Source organism: Butyricicoccus faecihominis (genome assembly GCF_024462775.1).
GTDB classification, from domain to species: Bacteria; Bacillota; Clostridia; order Oscillospirales; family Butyricicoccaceae; genus Agathobaculum; species Agathobaculum faecihominis_A.
The window spans coordinates 141,060-158,664 of record NZ_JANGCE010000001.1; the positions used below are offsets into that span (position 1 = coordinate 141,060).

21 protein-coding genes are annotated in these 17,605 nt (G+C 46.3%); 18 read left to right on the forward strand and 3 right to left on the reverse strand.

Annotated features, from left to right (window positions below):
- The 15 genes from NE562_RS00705 (at position 1) to NE562_RS00775 (ending at position 13,057) form a co-directional block, all read left to right on the forward strand.
- Entirely contained in the window at positions 1-918 is a 918-nt protein-coding gene (locus NE562_RS00705; protein ID WP_280960464.1) for an NAD-dependent epimerase/dehydratase family protein, read from the forward strand.
- A gap of 13 nt (positions 919-931) precedes the next feature.
- On the forward strand, positions 932-2,083 hold the full coding sequence (gene glf / locus NE562_RS00710) for a UDP-galactopyranose mutase (RefSeq protein WP_280960465.1): 1,152 nt from the start codon (positions 932-934) through the stop codon (positions 2,081-2,083).
- Positions 2,084-2,114: 31 nt separating this feature from the next.
- Positions 2,115-3,101 carry a GHMP kinase gene (locus NE562_RS00715; protein ID WP_280960466.1) on the forward strand — a complete coding sequence of 329 codons (987 nt, stop codon included), beginning with the start codon at positions 2,115-2,117 and terminating at the stop codon, positions 3,099-3,101.
- A gap of 16 nt (positions 3,102-3,117) precedes the next feature.
- On the forward strand, positions 3,118-4,050 hold the full coding sequence (locus tag NE562_RS00720) for an NAD-dependent epimerase/dehydratase family protein (protein WP_280960467.1): 933 nt from the start codon (positions 3,118-3,120) through the stop codon (positions 4,048-4,050).
- Between the two features lie 2 nt (positions 4,051-4,052).
- Positions 4,053-5,354, forward strand: coding sequence for an HAD-IIIA family hydrolase (locus tag NE562_RS00725; RefSeq protein WP_280960468.1), 1,302 nt, complete (start codon positions 4,053-4,055; stop codon positions 5,352-5,354).
- A 2-nt stretch (positions 5,355-5,356) separates the two neighbouring features.
- A complete protein-coding gene (locus NE562_RS00730; RefSeq protein WP_280960469.1) occupies positions 5,357-5,944 on the forward strand; it encodes a D-sedoheptulose-7-phosphate isomerase in 588 nt (195 codons plus the stop codon).
- 236 nt (positions 5,945-6,180) lie between these two features.
- Positions 6,181-6,792 (forward strand): aryl-sulfate sulfotransferase N-terminal domain-containing protein, encoded by a 612-nt coding sequence (locus NE562_RS00735; RefSeq protein ID WP_280960470.1) that lies wholly within the window; start codon positions 6,181-6,183, stop codon positions 6,790-6,792.
- A gap of 282 nt (positions 6,793-7,074) precedes the next feature.
- Entirely contained in the window at positions 7,075-8,682 is a 1,608-nt protein-coding gene (locus NE562_RS00740; RefSeq protein ID WP_280960471.1) for a hypothetical protein, read from the forward strand.
- Between the two features lie 357 nt (positions 8,683-9,039).
- Positions 9,040-9,171: a hypothetical protein gene (locus tag NE562_RS00745; RefSeq protein WP_280960472.1), complete on the forward strand. Its 132-nt coding sequence runs from the start codon at positions 9,040-9,042 to the stop codon at positions 9,169-9,171.
- Between the two features lie 23 nt (positions 9,172-9,194).
- On the forward strand, positions 9,195-9,911 hold the full coding sequence (locus NE562_RS00750) for a recombinase family protein (protein ID WP_280960473.1): 717 nt from the start codon (positions 9,195-9,197) through the stop codon (positions 9,909-9,911).
- 15 nt (positions 9,912-9,926) lie between these two features.
- Complete coding sequence (locus NE562_RS00755; RefSeq protein WP_280960474.1) at positions 9,927-10,736, forward strand: zinc ribbon domain-containing protein; 810 nt, start codon at positions 9,927-9,929, stop codon at positions 10,734-10,736.
- Positions 10,737-10,950: 214 nt separating this feature from the next.
- Positions 10,951-12,099 (forward strand): hypothetical protein, encoded by a 1,149-nt coding sequence (locus tag NE562_RS00760; RefSeq protein WP_280960475.1) that lies wholly within the window; start codon positions 10,951-10,953, stop codon positions 12,097-12,099.
- 163 nt (positions 12,100-12,262) lie between these two features.
- On the forward strand, positions 12,263-12,523 hold the full coding sequence (locus NE562_RS00765; protein ID WP_280960476.1) for a hypothetical protein: 261 nt from the start codon (positions 12,263-12,265) through the stop codon (positions 12,521-12,523).
- On the forward strand, positions 12,520-12,687 hold the full coding sequence (locus NE562_RS00770; RefSeq protein WP_280960477.1) for a helix-turn-helix domain-containing protein: 168 nt from the start codon (positions 12,520-12,522) through the stop codon (positions 12,685-12,687). The genes NE562_RS00765 and NE562_RS00770 overlap by 4 nt, the downstream gene beginning before the upstream one ends.
- Positions 12,688-12,715: 28 nt before the next feature.
- A complete protein-coding gene (locus tag NE562_RS00775; protein ID WP_280960478.1) occupies positions 12,716-13,057 on the forward strand; it encodes a hypothetical protein in 342 nt (113 codons plus the stop codon).
- A gap of 173 nt (positions 13,058-13,230) precedes the next feature.
- On the opposite strand, the gene NE562_RS00780 is transcribed toward NE562_RS00775, so the two are convergent.
- The 3 genes from NE562_RS00780 to NE562_RS00790 form a co-directional block, all read right to left on the reverse strand.
- Positions 13,231-13,917 carry an S-layer homology domain-containing protein gene (locus NE562_RS00780; protein ID WP_280960479.1) on the reverse strand — a complete coding sequence of 229 codons (687 nt, stop codon included), beginning with the start codon at positions 13,915-13,917 and terminating at the stop codon, positions 13,231-13,233.
- 192 nt (positions 13,918-14,109) lie between these two features.
- A complete protein-coding gene (locus NE562_RS00785; RefSeq protein WP_280960480.1) occupies positions 14,110-14,667 on the reverse strand; it encodes a hypothetical protein in 558 nt (185 codons plus the stop codon).
- 30 nt (positions 14,668-14,697) lie between these two features.
- Positions 14,698-15,009, reverse strand: coding sequence for a hypothetical protein (locus NE562_RS00790; protein WP_280960481.1), 312 nt, complete (start codon positions 15,007-15,009; stop codon positions 14,698-14,700).
- 140 nt (positions 15,010-15,149) lie between these two features.
- Between NE562_RS00790 and NE562_RS00795 the strand changes: the two genes are divergently transcribed.
- The 3 genes from NE562_RS00795 to NE562_RS00805 all read left to right on the forward strand — a co-directional run bounded on the left by NE562_RS00795 (position 15,150) and on the right by NE562_RS00805 (position 17,534).
- Positions 15,150-15,401 carry an XRE family transcriptional regulator gene (locus tag NE562_RS00795; RefSeq protein WP_280960346.1) on the forward strand — a complete coding sequence of 84 codons (252 nt, stop codon included), beginning with the start codon at positions 15,150-15,152 and terminating at the stop codon, positions 15,399-15,401.
- A gap of 93 nt (positions 15,402-15,494) precedes the next feature.
- Complete coding sequence (locus NE562_RS00800) at positions 15,495-16,595, forward strand: amidoligase family protein (RefSeq protein WP_280960482.1); 1,101 nt, start codon at positions 15,495-15,497, stop codon at positions 16,593-16,595.
- Positions 16,596-17,534: a class II glutamine amidotransferase gene (locus tag NE562_RS00805; protein ID WP_280960483.1), complete on the forward strand. Its 939-nt coding sequence runs from the start codon at positions 16,596-16,598 to the stop codon at positions 17,532-17,534. It begins immediately after the preceding gene.
- Positions 17,535-17,605 lie beyond the last annotated feature (71 nt).

Here is a 17,605-nt window from a genome sequence, read left to right on the forward strand (position 1 = left end):
ATGGATACGGTTGTCATAACAGGTGCAGATGGATTTATTGGAAATCATCTAGTACATTATTTGTCTAAACAGGGCGTAGCTGTCTGTGCATTGGTACCTTTACGCAGCCCTGTTAAGGGAAGAATTGCTGATATTCCGAACACGCAAATAGTTGAGTGTGATATTTCCGACTGGGAAAATATTGCTACATTTTTACCGCATAATCCAGTAGCATTCGTACATCTTGCTTGGACTGGTGTTTCTCCAAAAGATCGACATTCCATCAAACTGCAGACTACAAATATTGACTTATCAATGAATGCGGTTCGCCTAGCTGCAGCCATACATGCACAACGGTTTATTTTACCTGGCTCTACTGCAGAATACTCTGAATGCGGACAGAAGATTAACCGATCGGCCTGCCCATCCCCCCAGAGTGCCTATGGCGCTACAAAGATTTCAGTGCGGTATTTGTGCACGGAACAATGCAAAGAATTAGGTATTCCTTTTATTTATGCTGTAATTACAGGAATATATTCAGCAGACAGAAAAGATAATAACGTCATCTATTATGCTATTGACCAATTATTACAAAAAAGGTGTCCCAGTTTTACAAAACTTGAGCAACTGTGGGATTATGTCTATATAGATGATGTAGTACTTGCGTTATATTTAATAATTAAAAAGGGAAAGCCTGATGCATTTTATACTATTGGACATGGCGATAATTGGGCGCTTTCTAACTATATTTATATTATAAGGGATATTATTGATCCATCGCTGTCACTTAATATTGGAGGAATTCCTTATCCAAATAATATTTGCCCAAGCTCCTGCGTGGATTTACGGTCGCTTCAGGAAGACACAGGGTTCGAACCAACTGTTCCATTCGAAGTGGGAATACGTCGCGTAATTGAGAAAATCTTAAACGAGAGATAAAGGAGAAACCGATATGGATTATCTGGTTATCGGCTGTGGCCTTACCGGATCAGTAATTGCACGAAATTTAGCTGAGCGGAATAAGCAGGTCACGATTTTGGAGCGAAGGAGTCATATCGGCGGAAATATGTATGACTATGTGGATAACCACGGATTTCTTGTCCAGAAATATGGTCCTCATATATTTCACACAAAGAATGAGTCGCTTTATAATTTTATGTGTCGTTTTGAAAAGTGGCAGGATTTCAAATTGATTTGTGGTGCGAAATGGGATAATAAATATACGCCAACCCCATTCAACTATACGACAATTGACACGTTTTATCCACCTGATTATGCAACATTTCTGAAGAGAAAGCTGAACGCGGCTTTTGATGGCCGTTCAACAGCTTCTGTTTTAGAGGTTCTTAAGCATCCAGATTGTGATATTCGCAATTATGCGCAATATCTGTTTTTAAATGATTACGCTCCATATACAGCTAAGCAGTGGGGGGTATCACCGAGTGAGATAGATCCGAGTGTTCTTAAACGCGTTCCATTGCGTTTTTCATACAGCGAGGGTTACTTTGATGATCCATATGAAGCTATGCCTGTTCATTCATATACATGTTTTTTTAAAAACTTGCTAGCTCATCCAAATATTACGTTGAAATTAAATATAGAAGCGTTAAATTACCTGAGGATAAAGGAGAAACAGCTGTTTTTTGACGGTTCCCCAATTGATATTCCGGTAATCTATACCGGCGCAATAGACGAACTTTTCGAGTGCTGCTATGGCCGACTTCCTTATCGATCGTTGCGCTTCGAGTGGAGATATGAAGAAAAAGACAGTCTACAGGATGCACCGGTGGTTGCGTATCCACAGGCGGAAGGATATACACGTATAACAGAATTTAAAAAATTACCAATTCAAAAAAGAAAAGGAACAAGTTATGCTTTGGAATTTCCAATGCCTTATAAAAAAGACGAGACGCTAGAGCCATATTATCCAGTTTTAACCGAAGAAAGCAAGTATCAATATGAGCAATATAGGCGACTAGCCTTACAGTTGCCCAATCTTATTTGCTGTGGGCGGCAAGCAGATTTTCAATACTATAATATGGATCAAGCTTTGTCAAGAGCGTTGGAAATCAGCAAATACATTTTGGGGAACGATACACTATGATGTATAGCTATTAGGGAGACTAGAAAGGTATATGATTATTACAAAAACGCCCTTTCGCGTAAGTTTTGCTGGCGGTGGCAGCGACATGGCGAACTTTTATGAGAAACATGGCGGCTGCGTGCTAAGCACTTCAATCAATAAGTATTGCTATTTATCTATTCATCCGTATTTCGACTCCCACTATACTCTGCTAAAGTATTCGGAAAATGAGTTGGTGGATGATATTGCGAAAATTAAGCATCGAATTTTCAACAGCGTGCTCAATGAATATGGCGTGAGCGGTGTGGAAATCAGTTCAACGGCAGATGTGCCTGGAGGAACTGGGCTGGGGTCTTCCAGTACCTTTACTGTGGGATTACTCAACACGCTGTCCTGCTATCAGGGAAAGTTTATTTCAAAAGGAAAATTGGCGGAGAAGGCATGCGAGGTTGAAATTGAAAAGCTAGGCAGCCCGATAGGGAAACAGGATCAGTATGCGGCAGCCTATGGTGGGTTGAACTTTATTCGTTTCAATCAGGATGGCTCTACCTCTGTCGCGCCTATAGTCATGCAGCCGGGTACATATAAAAGGTTGGAACAAAACCTAATGATGTTTTATACCGGCAGCACAAGGCAGGCAAACAGTATTTTGAGTGAGCAGAAAAAGAATATTGATGACGAAGCGAAGGCAAAGAACCTGATACAGATGTGCCGATTGGCGGAGCAGATGAAGGAGGCACTTGAGCAAAACGACCTTTCTTCGTTTGGTGAATTGCTGAATGACGGCTGGACGCTGAAAAGAACACTGGCTTCGGGCATATCCAATCCGGAAATTGACCGGACTTATGAACTGGCAATGCAAAACGGTGCTCTGGGTGGTAAGCTGCTTGGCGCAGGTGGAGGCGGATTCCTGCTGTTTTACTGTGAGCCGGACAAGCAGGAATGTGTACGCCTTGCACTGGGGTTGCGGCAGTTCGACTTCGCGTTTGAACGGGATGGCTCTTCTGTCGTGTATATCGGGGACAAGTATTGGGGTTAAATTGGGAGGAATTTGCATGAAAGTTTTGGTGGCAGGCGGAGCCGGGTTCATTGGCAGCCATTTAATTGATGCGCTTTTGGAAGAAGGGCATGATGTGGTATGCGTCGATAATTTCTTTATCGGAACGAAGCAGAATATCGTGCATCTCACCGGGAATGAGCGGTTTACTTTTTATGAGCAGGATCTTTGCGATTTGGAAGCGGTAAACCGCATTTTTGAAAAGGAAACCATTGAATATGTCTTTCACCTGACGGCAAATTCTGATATTCAGGCAAGTGCTAACAACCCCATTATCGAATACCAAAATACCTACAGCACGACGTTCAATATTGTGGAATGCATGCGGCGTAACAACGTAAAAAAGTTGTTTTTTGCATCCACATCAGCGGTGTATGGAGAGAAAATGGGGACAGAGGTTGGCGAAGCAACGACGCCGCTGGAGCCAATTTCATACTATGGCGCGGCAAAGCTTGGCTCGGAAGGACTCATCTCGGCTTACAGCTATATGAACGACATGAGCGTGCTCGTATTCCGCTTCCCCAATGTGATTGGCCCTCGGCTGACGCATGGTGTTATTTTCGATTTTGTGAAACGATTGAAGGACGATCCGTCTCATCTGCGAATCCTGGGAGATGGCACCCAGTCTAAACCTTATATGCATGTATTTGATTTGGTTAATGGAATCATGCGCTTCAAAGACGTCCCCAAGGGAGTTACGCTGTACAACATTGGCGTGGAAACGCAAACCTCGGTTACGCGGATTGCTGAAATTGTATGCGAAAAAATGGGGCTTTCCGGTATCCCGTTTGAATACACTGGCGGCCGCGGCGGCTGGAAGGGTGACGTTCCGGTATTTGCTTACGATTTAAGCAAGATTCATACGGCCGGCTGGCGCGCGACCTATACCTCAGATGAGACAGTTGCACATACGGTTGAGCAGGTGATATAAGCATGCAGGCTGTGATTATGGCGGGCGGTAAGGGAACACGTTTGGTATCGATTACAAAGGACGAGATACCGAAACCAATGGCGCTGGTCTGCGGAAAACCTATTTTGCATTGGCAAATTGAGAGGCTTAAAGAAAACGGCGTTTTGGATGTCATCATGATTATCGGACATCTAGGTGATAAGATTACCGACTATTTTGGTGATGGTTCGTCCTTTGGTGTTCGCATTCGATATATAGAAGAAAAGCAGCCGTTGGGGACGGCGGGAGCTTTTTATTATTTAAGGCCACTGCTGAATGAGGATACGTTTTTTCTAGTCTTTGGAGATGTGCTTTTTGATATTGATATGGAGCGCATGATGCGCTTTCATAAGGAAAAAAAGGCCCTTGCAACACTTTTTGTACATCCGAATGCACATCCGTTTGATTCTGATTTGGTGATTGCGGATAAGAAGGGCCGCATTGGTAGCTTTGATTCCAAACATAACATACGCAACTATTGGTATGACAACTGTGTGAACGCCGGCTTTTATCTATTCGAGTCTTCTATTTGTGAGCGTGTGTCACAGCCGATTAAAACCGATTTGGAAAAGACGCTGCTGGCTGATATGGCGGCGGCAGGAGAGTCTATTTTTGCCTATCATTCGCCGGAGTACATCAAGGACGTCGGCACGGTGGAGCGAATTGAGAACGCGGCAAAGGAGTTGTCCAGCGGATTCATTTCGGCACGCAATTTGCGCCGACCACAGCGAGCTATATTTCTTGATCGGGATGGTACAATCAACCGGAAAAATGGTCTGGTGTATACGGAGGAACAGTTTGTACTGGAAGACTGCGCGGTAGAGGCAATACGCAAAATCAATCATTCTGGCTATCTGGCAATAGTCATTACAAATCAGCCTGTCGTTGCACGTGGTCTCTGCACTATCGATGATGTGGAACGGATTCATAATAAGATGAAAACGCTGTTGGGACAGCAGGGTGTTTTTCTGGATGATGTTTATTACTGTCCGCACCATCCGGATAAAGGATACCCGGAGGAGAACCCAGAATATAAGATTTTTTGCCACTGCCGCAAGCCGGATATTGGTATGATTGAGGACTGTGCAGAGCGATATCATATCGATTTGGCAGAAAGCTGGTTTATCGGCGACACAACAGTTGATATCTGTACAGGAAAGAATGCCGGCACGAAAACCGCGTTGGTTTTGACTGGGGACGCTGGCAAGGATAAGAAATATGAGGACAAACCCGACTTGATTTGCCGTGACCTGTTTGCGGCAGTCGAACAGATTATAGGAGAATAGGGATGGATTTTAAACAGGATATACAGGAATATCTGGACTGCGAAATTGATACGTTGCAGCGCTTAGACATCAATGCTATTAACGATGCGCTGAATCTACTGCTGGAAGCATACCATGGTCACCATTGGGTATATATTTTTGGAAACGGTGGCAGTTCGTCTACGGCGTCTCACTTTGAAAATGATTTTAATAAGGGCGTATCCGAGCCTTTAAAGACAAAGTTTCGTTTTCGCTGCCTGAATGACAATGTGGCTACGCTGATGGCGGTAGCAAACGATATGGGCTTTGAAGAGGTATTCCGCTATCAGTTGACAGACCGCATTGAGCCGGGAGATTTGGTGATTGCCATTTCAGGCAGCGGCAACTCGAAAAATGTAATTAACGCGGTGGAGTATGCAAAATCCTGCGGGAACAAGATTATTGGAATTACAGGGTATGACGGAGGTAAGCTTAAGAAATTAAGCGATATCTCGCTGCATGTGCCGGTGAACAGTATGCAGGTTTCCGAGGACGTACATATGATTTTCGACCATTTGATGATGAGTATGTTTTATAAGCATTTGTGTGGGATTAGTCATTTAAAGGAATAAGCTGTTGATTTGGCTCCGTATTCCACTTGGATAGTGCACAATGATACGACTCTTCTCTGGCGCTCGTACGACCAACCAACAGGAATGGTTCCTACATTCAAATAAATGGGGATAGTTTTACACATGAAATAAATGATTCATTTCTTACTGACCATGGGTATGAAATATTCCCGTATGATGCAGAACTACTGATTTCACAAAGGGGAACGATATGTTTTAAAATTCCAGAGCATTACATGAAAGACTATGCACAAGGATGGATAGCTTCCAGCGATTTGGTGAAATCTGAACCGTATAAGTTAGGAGATGCTAAGATACCCATTTCGCCCAATATTGTCGAGCGGCAATCAGAGATAGAACAATATCTCCTATCATCCTATGCAGCTAATGGACAGAGCACTCTGGAAGATGCGTATATAGTTCTAGATCCGTATAACACAGCGCCATTAAGTGCACTTGCTCTATTTGAAACTGATGATGAAACCGGTATCACAGTTACCATCCAAGGTAAAGATCATGCTGAAGACTTTTCATATCAATTATCAGCACCAGAGAAACATCATGAAATACCAATTGTTGGGCTATGCCCCGCATATGCAAATAAAGTTACCATTGCAACTAAAAAGCAAGCTAAGACTTTTATGCTTCAAACTTCAGCATTGCCATCCGATATGGCTACTTTTAATACTGCTGCGGAGCCATCAGTCCTGACAACAGGGTACACATATATTGCAGGGTTCTATCGCATGTTGGTTGATACAACGGGCGAAGTGCGCTGGTACACCTCCTTCTCCGCCAAACAAACCCTCGCGGTCGTAAGACTGCGGGGGTATTGTGTTTTTTCTTGACAAGATGTACCGGCAGCGTTATGCTAAAGGCAGCACAGAAAGGAAGTGAAGCGAAAGCCTAAAGTTGAATCTAAAATGAGTGCTTACAAAAGTCGAAAAATTTTTACCACAGAAATTAGAAAATTGATGCTTTTTATTGATGTCGATCTTAATTGAAACAAATTTTGAATTCAATTTCGTTTCTTTGAGGGCGGAGCATGCATTTTTTTAAATTTCTGTGGATTTTTATGCTTTTGATGAAAAATCCATTTGAAATAATAAAACCAAATGGAGGAGAAAACAATGAAAGAGCAAAACACAAACAGACAGGGGAAATGCACTGCGGTTTGTTATGACAATGGCGTGGTGTATTTGGTAAGCAAACAGGGGCAATCCAAGAGATTCTCGACCAAGAGCGAGGCCAAAGAGTATGTCAAGGCGCATGGTGGGAAGTGGAAGCAGTTTCGTCCATCTTGCAGCAGCGGCGGCTTTGGGGATATTGCCGGCGAATCCGAGACACCTCAACCGCAGTTAGACAGTAAGACCCAGCGTCGCTTTTACCGTATCATGACAGAACCACCTGTAGCCACAGAGGGAGACTGGCGATCCATACTGATCAGTTTGAGTGCCGGATATATTGCCCGTATGGTTGCGGATTTGGGTCTGGAATCCCATTCGTCTTCTCGAAATAGGGCGCCGGTCTATCGCATCGAGGCGGATGAGGACGGCTTTGTGCGCGATGAGTTGGAACGCTTTGCGCGTATGCTTGCCCCTAATCCTATTGTCACCGGCGCTGACCGGTCGGAAAGCCCGACCTTCTTCCCGAAGGACTATAATAGAGATTGTTTGGAATCCTCGGCTTATTTCAAAATGAGGCACACTCGTCTGCCCATGCAATATCGGGACACGGCTGTGATCATTGACCAGCGTATGCTGAAAAAGAAAGAAGCGGAGCGGTTCCTTGATGTAAACCCGTGGGCGTCTGTTCTGCTTATTGCGAAGAAAAATCAAAAGGTTGAACGGAGTGGTATCCTACCACTGCAGTTAAGCGAGGTGGGGTTCCCGCTTGGCAAGAAAAAAACCAAAGCCATGCGGTTGGTTATGCGAGCCTTTGAACAGTGGCTTCAAGACATCTGCCGCGTTACAACGGACGGCAAGAAAAAACACCGGAAGTATCGGAATCAGATCAAGGCAATGTGGCGTGAACTTGAGCCGTGTGTAAAACGCGCCAATGTCAGTTCACGTGATCGCTTCTGGCAGAAGCTTTGCTTGCTGTCGGCTGATATGCTCGTCGTGTTTATCTTAGGCGCCTTTGATAAACTTGTTTGTCCCGACGGGAGTGCCGTATCTCCGCATGATCTAAAGCAAACATGCCAGCCGCTGTGGCGCAATCTTGTTTTGCTGGGTTGCTGCCCGATGGTGGAAACAGACGTGCCATTGGAGGAGCGCAAGGAGATTTCCGAGGCGGATTATCTTGAGGTACTCCGCAAAACGGTGTGCAAGATGATGGAGGATGAAAAGCGCGTCCCGTACATCCCTCGAAGCGAAGAGAAAACAATTTGTCCGTCATGCGCTGAAGACAATCCGGAGTTTCAGTACTATGGATACCGGCGATGGTTCGAATCGAAAAGGAAAGAGCGCAAACCAGCGATTTTCTTTGTTCGGGAAGAGTTCCTGTTATGGTTCGAACAATGCTCTCCCTGTGCTTGTGATGCGAAAGCGGTTCTGCTATATTGCGAGAACAATGCGGCTCCGACATATTTTGCGCCGCAGAAAAAGGGAGCAAGGAAAGCGCGTATTCCGCGCGCACTGGATGATAACCGTACGAAGGATTCCGTTATTCTGATCTTAGATGAACTGGATTTTCTGCCCGATGACCTGCGGGAGCGGCTGCTGAAACCGTTCAAATAAGAGAAAAACTGATGATAAGAGACCTGCTTCGGCAGGTCTCTTTTTTGCGAAAAAGTTCAAAATTAGGAATGTTCCAATGTTACGGTGTTCTAAACGAGAAAACATCCGCTAAATAACTGCCGGACTAAGGCAGAACGATATGTTTAGCTGGGGAACAACGCATGCTATGGACGACAATCATGCAGCATATCGGCTGCGGTATATAATCAGCGTTCCCCCTCTCCGACAGCCCTAAAATGACCATTGTGGTGTACGCCAAGCAAAATCGTGTACCTTTTTACAGACCATCCAACAAGGAGATAAACGGAATCGCGGCGTCCGCGAATATATAATATACTTTTGAGGATGGTGAAACATATGACAAGCACGGAACGGTGTGCACAGATTGAACTGACGCAAAGCGTGACACAGGTCAAACTGGATTGGGAGCTTTTGTGCAAAACAGTGTTTGAGGCACAGGCAATCCACGAGACAGAGAAAACCGCATAACAGAATATAAGGAGGGGCACAATATGGCAGCCCGTAAGGAGAAATCGTTGCGGGCCGTCGCGTACGCCCGCTTCAGCTCAGAGATGCAGCGCGAAGAGTCGATCGACGCGCAGTTGCATGCAATCGAGGCCTATACGAAAGCGAACCATCTGCTGCTCTGCGGCAGCTATATCGACCGTGCGAAATCTGCAACGACCGATCAGCGTCCGGAATTTCAGCGTATGATCGCCGACGCGCAACGAGGACAATTTGAGGTGGTGGTTGTTCACAAGCTCGATCGCTTTTCACGCGACCGGTATGACAGCGCGTTTTATAAGCGCAAGCTCCGGCTGGCGGGTGTCGCTCTGCATTCGGTGCTGGAAAACTTAGACGGTAGTCCCGAAAGCGTGATCCTCGAATCCGTGATTGAGGGCTTCAACGAATATTATTCCCGAAATCTGGCGCGTGAAGTGGAGAAGGGCAAAAAGGAAAACGCGCGTAAGGGCATTCACGTAGGCGGTATTCCGCCGCTCGGGTACGACGTTGACCCACTGACACGGAAGCTGGTGATCAACGAACGGGAAGCGGAAGCCGTGCGGCTGATCTTCTCAATGTTTCTTGAAGGACACGGTTATACCAAAATGCGAGACAAGCTAAACAGCCGCGGCTATACGACCAAGCACGGACAGCCTTTCGGAAAAAACTCGCTGCATGAGATCCTTCGAAATGAAAAATATACTGGTGTTTATACCTATAATTGATCAGCGGCAAAATCGGTGGACGGCAAGTTCAATCGCCATGCGCAGAAAGACGAGAGCGAGATTATTCGCTTGGAAGGCGCTGTGCCGCAGATCATCGACAAGAATACCTTTCGGTGTGTGCAGGATATATTTCACACCCGTAAGCATAAAGGTGCACAGTACAAAGCAAAAGAGCCGTACTTACTGACAGGCAAAATTGTCTGCGGCAAGTGCGGCTCTGCTTATGTGGGTAACAGGCGCAAGGCGTATGCAGGGCATATCGGTTATATATCCTATCGGTGTGGCAGAAAAAACAACGCGATTCACTGCGACAGTAAAGAAATTCGCAAGGAGGATATCGAGCGGGCAGTGCTTCGCGTGCTGTCGGAGCAGCTGTTTGATGACAAATTGTTGCCGCGTTTGGAGAAAGAATACGCGGCATTCCTGTGTAAGCAGAGTAGCGCGGACGCGGAGGAATACGAGCAGCTGCAAAACCGTCATAAAGAAATTAACCGTCAGATCGGTAATATTGTCGGCGTAATTGCACAGACCGGGTCCGCGGCTTTGACCGGTAAACTACATGAACTGGAGCAGCAGTGCGCACAGATAGAGCATACCCTAAGTGAGATCGAATCTCATCGGCGTGAACAGGCGCTGGAGGGACAGCGGCTCGCGGATGCGTTCCACCGGGCGAAAGCCATGCTGGAGCAGGGCACGCTGGAAAGCTGCCGCGCGGTCGTGAATACCTATGTCGACCGAGTGGCGGTATATGATGACCACATTGCCGTCCGGCTTCGCTTGTCTGCAGGATTTCAAATGGAAGAGACACTGGCGCGCGGGGAATGAACCCTGCGCGCCCTGCCTGCAAGGTATGGAACGCAGCGATTAAAGCGTCCTGAAGCTTGCAGAGTCCCTATTGAATAACCGACAACTATATCGAAAAAGCACTCCCTTAATGGTTTCAACTATCATTATTGATATGTTAAGACGAAGTTAGGGGGTATTTTTTTACAAGTCTTTTAACAAAAGATTAAAGCTATTTTGTTAGGAGATTTTTTTGATGAGTGAGAAAGTATGCAAGCATAAAACAGTTAAGATCACATTGGAACCGGATGGATATTCCATCCATACATTTGAGCTATCCAGAAAGCTGACATCGTTTGAGTGGCAGCGAACGAAAGACGAGCTGTATCGACAGTGCAAGGGCGAAATCTATCCGGATAAAAGCTTGGGGGACGATCATGTCTGTACTCGGTATGCGAAGTTCGGTGTACGTCTTCGGTTGGAGCATCGCGAGTCAAAAAGCGGGCCAACGCTGTATCATGTGCGGATGATCATCAACCCCAGACGGCTGATCGATCCAAACAGTGATTACCTCGGCATCCTGACGCCTAAGAAAAAGAGCATTGACCGGCTGGAGCGTGCGTTTCATAAACTATTTGAGGGCACGCCGATTGGATGCGATATCCGGGATTATTACCTGTCCCGCGTAGATTTGTGTACAAACATCCGATGTGCCAACCGTAAAGTGTTTCGCGAGTTGATCCGCCTGCTGCGCAAAACGGCTACGCCTAAAAAGTACGAACGCAAACAATACCGGCATCAGGACAAGAAGAAAGCGAACCGTTACAACAAGCACTATATCCGCCTGTGCTGCGGTTCGCAGGAGCTGGTGGTGTATGATAAGACCTACCAGCTCAACGACAACGGAGCGATTGTCGCCTATGAAAATCTGCCGGAGGGCATTCTGCGCGTTGAGGTACACTATGACCGCAGTCAAATCAAAAAAACGGAAAAAGATTTGCAAAACGAGAACCCGCTCGAGATACTCTGGCTGCTGATACGAGAGAGCAAGCGCCGCATCCTGTCTCTGGTGGGAAAATGCTACCCTGATCTTTGCTATCGCAGCTTTGAAGAAGGCGTTTCGCGTATCCAGCAGTCTGCGTTTCAACAGTCGAGCCGAGAAAGAATGCAGACTTTGCTGGGGCAAATGCAGCGCAAACAAACCGTCGATGCCGCGTTCAAATGGATGCGTGCGCGTAATATCACGACGGATGATCTCCTCGTCAAGTTTACAAAGCTCGGCTTGAATCCGATTCCACTGCGAAAAGGCTGTGCTGCAAAGCGAATGCCCAGCCTTCCCGAGATCCTTCGAACGGTCGAAGACCATGCAGTCGAAATGGAACTCGAATATTGGAAGTGGAAATAGTCGATAAAGGTCGATTGCAAGCGTAAAACATGTAAAAACCAGCTGCTTTTAAAGTGAATTTACTAACATTATAATAAGGTGTAGTGAAATAGGGTGAAGTACATTCGATCTTTCTCCGCTATTTTCCTAAAACCTAATTTATTTTAAAGAGAGACAAATCACTATGAAGTACATTGATTATAACTACATGAAGGATTTTTACACGATCGACGAGGTCATCCGTCTGTTCGAGATGGACAAGGCAGCGTTGAAGCATTATTGCAATCAGTATGATATTCAGCCGCAGGAAGATCAGTACGGTAACTGGGGATTTCGGAAAATTCTCGTTCGCAAGCTACACAATTTTATCTATAAGGAGCAGAAAAACGACAATCAGCCGGACGATCAGCGTTCATCTGATCAGAGCAATAACCCGTGGTCATGAGCGAGATATTGACCGTCAAGGAGGTCGCCCATCTGCTCAAGACCACCCACCAGCAGGTGCGGAAGATGATTGCAAACGGAGAACTCCCGGCCGTGAAAGTCGGCCGGGAGTGGAGGATCCCATTGGAATATCTTTGTGATTTTATGCAAGGAAATTTACGCTAATAAATATAAACTGACAGGAGAAAAAACGATGATAAAGAAAACCTTTAAATGTGCTGAATGCGGTGAAAGATTTGCGCATAATGGAGCGGTACGGTGCGGCAACGATTTGTTATGCTCCATCTGTGCGAAAGAGTTCACAGTTTGCTGCGGTGAGTGCGGTGTTCGCATACATGAAGAAGAAGATTATGGCGATTTCGATAAGACGCTCTGTGAAAAGTGCTATGATGAATCTTATGTCTCTTGTCGCCGTTGCGGTGCTGTGGTCAAATCGCAGGACGCCGTATTAAGGGAGGCGGATGAGCAGATTTTCTGTAAAGACTGTTTTCAAATGGATTCTGAAAAATGGTCTTTCCAAACTGATATATCGTAAGGAAAATAATCACAAACAGAGAACTCCCGGCCGTGAAAGTCGGCCGGGAGTGGAGGATAACCTTGGAATATCTTCGTGATTTTATGCAAGGAAACGCGTTGAAGATTCCTGCTACATCTTTATACCTCTTATAAATAATGAGAAAGCAGCGCGGGAGAAGGGTTGTTTAAAAGTCAACGACGGCTCATCTTTTCTATTAAGAGCGGTTCATCCGTATTTTTCAGATTGCATAAGACTTGTGCAAGTTCGGCACGAGTAAGTGCTTGCTTTGGCTTAAAATATCCATCACCAGATCCGGAACCCACCATAATGTATAAGTTACGCATGGCGCAAACTGCTTGCTCATAATTATAACCATAGGAATCAGTTTTGGTGACTTGGTTTAAATCTTCGAAGTGAGCCCTCCAACGTATGGAGCTTAGATCAAAAAGATTATAGAGACCTACCGCAAAATCCTCTCTTTCGACATTGGAAACAGGATAAAAGTGCGCCATATACCCTAAAGGTTGAGATGAATCTTCAATACGAGAGTTCCCTCCTAATAAATTTCCATAAGAAGATGCCGTTTGGCTATACCAAGCACCTTCAGGTACATCGACAAAATAGGTTTCATAATAGTTCCACCCGGTTACGGGTAACCGCGACAATACAGTAGCTGCTTCTGCTCGCGAGACATAATCGTCTGGGCGAAAAGTACCATCTCCGTCACCATTCATTAGTCCTGCATCTGTTGCTTCTTTTACTGTGTCGTAATACCACGAAGACGACGATACATCTGAGTAAAAAGCACCTGCGGAGCAAAGCGTCAGGGCAATGGTCATGATGACCATCAGCAAACATTTTAAATAGGATTTTTTCATTATTTTACAACTCCTCATTCACTACAATAGGGTGATACTTTATTCATGAGCTGAGCTTGTAATCATATAAAATTTTGTCTTCCGGGCATACTCCTGCAACCTCATCCTCTCGGGACTGTTTAGTCGCTTTTTGATTTTGCTGTCTGTCTCTTTACTTGAATATACTGCTGTTTACATAGCGATCCTACGACTTCACCAAGTAATTTGTGCAAAAAAGGTATATTTAATCTCGTCTTCGACCCATACAGTTTTATAGTAACCATTATCATCTGTAATGTAGTTTATGCTCATGCGAAGCAAGAGCTTTGTTGCTGCAGATGAATATGGCACATAGTGTGACTCGCTATGTCTCTTTTGATATTCATGTCTTTTAAAACAGACACTAAGCCCTTCGTTCTCCAAGTTTGAGGTCGTAAACTGTTCAACAGATTCTACATCTTGCAAAGACATACAAATCATCTGTTTCCCGCATTCTGACAAATCATCCCTGATTCGATACTGTACAGTTTTCCACCAGTCTTCTTGTGAGTATTCTCGATCACAGTAAGTAACAAAAGATTCGAAAGCAATTTTGCATTGTGTACACTCATTACGAGCGCGCTCTCTGCAACATGTTTTTATGTACTCCAAATATTCATCGAGCATTTTGTTCCATGCGTTAGACCTTCGACTCTTTTCCATATTTAACAGCGCTTCGTCCTCTTTTTTCTTCAACTCCGGTTCTTTTTTTAATTCATCTGCAAAGCTCATATCATTACTCCCAATGTCTTTTGATTTTTTCTATTTTCTCCTTTTAAGCGTGATAGTAGTCTCTGCGCAGGAGATAGTATAGGGTTCCAAATCATCTTCTGTGACAGCAAGGCCGACTATGCCAATCAAAATGCAGGGCCAAGCAATCAGACTGAGTGCGACACCAAGCCATGAAGCGATTCGCCCCGCTTTCCGGCCGGTGAGCTTTTTATTAAGTTCTTTTCTCAAACTGACAGCAAAATCCCCTTCCACAGTAATGTGATCATATTTGTCTTTGATGGCGTCTGTTAATTCTTTTCGCGTGCGCACAGTAATGCTTTTCCCTAAGCCAGCTTTTCCCATAATAACCTCCCAATGCGATGTGATTCGACCGCGATAAACAGAAAGACGGATATTTGATCATTTACTTCTTTTATTATAATTGGTAATACCAAAATTATCAACCCCAAAATTAGATATACTGGTAAAAATACCGGTAGGTGATGGAGTTGAACAAGAGGAAGCTGGCGCTGGGAGATCGGAATATCGTCGGCGCGCGGGTCACGCAGGCGCGAACAGAGCAGGGGATTTTGCAGAAAGACCTGCTCGCGCGCATGCAGGTGGCCGGCGTGGACATTAGCCTGCCTGCGCTTTCGCTGCTCGAAGGACAGAAGCGCCCGGTGTCAGATATTGAGCTGAAAGCACTGTCAGAGATTCTGAACGTTGATGTGCGATGGCTGCTTGGGCAGATATAAGCTGTACAAGTCCTGATTTCATCTATATATTATAAAAGTGAACCCGGAGAATCGCCTTCTCCGGGTTCATTTTATTTTATTGGAGGAATCGATATGGAAAACACATTTATCTGTGACCGCTGTGGGCAGCGTAACGCGGCATCGGAGCGCTTTCGGGTGGGGGAGGATGAGCTTTGCCGGAGTTGTGCGGAAGCGATGACGCTCCTGTGCGACGAGTGCCGGACCCGTATCTATCGAGACGACGATCAGGGCGATGCGCGGCACGTGCTCTGTCAGGTATGCTATGACCGGTATTTCACGCGCTGTGATCACTGTGGGCGGGTGATCAGGAATGAATGCGTCCGTTATCGGGATTGGAACGAGGATGCGCTCTGTGAGGAATGCTATGATGAGCTGGAAAACTCCGGCGTGATCCATGAATACAATTACGTGCCTGACCTTGTCTTTCACGGCAAAGGTCTGCGCCACTTTGGCGTCGAGCTGGAGATCGACGGTGGGGGACGAAGCAACAGCAAGGCGGAAGAACTGCTCAAGGTCGCAAATGGCGAAGCGGAAAACCTGTACATCAAATCGGACGGCAGTCTGGACGACGGTCTGGAGCTTGTGACACATCCGATGACGCTTGATTACCATTTAAATGAAATGTCTTGGTCCGAAATACTGGACAGGGCCCGCTCGTTGGGATATTTAAGCCATCGGGCAACGACCTGCGGCCTGCACATCCATATTTCACGGCTGGCGTTTGGCTGTACTTACGACCAGCAGGAACAAGCGATTGCCCGGCTGCTCTACTTCGTCGAAAAATTTTGGCCCGAGTTGCTGCGGTTCAGCCGCAGAACGCAGGGTCAGCTCAACCGCTGGGCGGCGCGTTATGGCATGAAGCTCTGCCCACAGGAACAAATCGTCCACGCGAAAAACTCCGACGCGGGCCGGTATACGGCGGTCAATCTGACGAACAGCGAGACGATAGAGATCCGCATCTTTCGGGGCACGCTCAAACTGAATACACTTCTGGCCACATTGCAACTGGTAAATCACCTTTGCGATGTGGCCGTTTTGCTGTCCGATGAGAGCTTGCAGGACATGAGCTGGTACGACTTCCTAAACCGGATCAAGGAGCCGGAGCTGATCGCCTATTTGAAAGAGCGCTGTCTCTACGTCAACGAACCGGTACATACAGAGGAGGATGATTAAATGTGCAGTCTATTCGGCCTGATCGACCATCAAAACGTGTTGTCAACCAAGCAGAAGAACCACATTTTGAACGCGCTTGCACGCGAATGTGAATGCCGTGGTACGGATGCGACCGGCATTGCTTACAACTTTGGCGGCCGGATGCGGATATACAAGCGCCCGCTGGCAGCGCATCAGATGAAGCTGCGCCTTCCGAACGGCGTCCATGTCGTCATGGGACACACCCGGATGACCACGCAAGGCAGCGAAAAATGCAATTACAATAACCACCCGTTTATAGGAAATGCGAATGGAAAAACCTTTGCGCTGGCGCACAACGGCGTCCTATGGAACGACCGGGATCTGCAGGCCAACCTGCCGAAAACCAACATCCAGACGGACAGCTACGTTGCTGTGCAGCTGCTAGAAAAGCAAAACGCCCTCGACTTCGCCAGCCTGAAAAGCATGGCGGAAACAGTCGAGGGTTCTTTTGTGTTCACGGTGTTGGACCCGGAGAATACGGTCTGGGTGGTAAAAGGTGATAATCCGTTTACGCTGTATCGTTACAAGGGCTTTCTGCTGTACGCTTCCACGGAAGAGATCCTGCGGAAAACTGCAAAGCGGCTTCGTCTTGGCCCACCGTGCGAGGTTATAGAGCCGAAGGAGGGGGATATCTTGCGGATCGACAGCACGGGCCGTGTTACAATGGGCAGCTTCACGCCGCGGCAGAGCTACGAACATTGGTGGCGGTACCGCCCGTATTACGAATCGTATCGGTTGGGAAAAACGCAAATGGCTGAAATCGACGGCTTGTTCGATGTCGCCAAGTCACTGGGCATCAGTCCGGACGAGGTGCAGGCACTTTTCGATTATGGCTGTTCAGCATCGGAAATTGAGGAATTGCTATACGATCCGGCGCTGCTGCATGAGCTGACGGCAGAGCTGCTGTATGCGTACTGACGGAAAGGAGGTGGGAAAATGGACTGGGGAACCATTCTGATGGCGGCCGGTATGCTTTTGAGCGAGCTGCT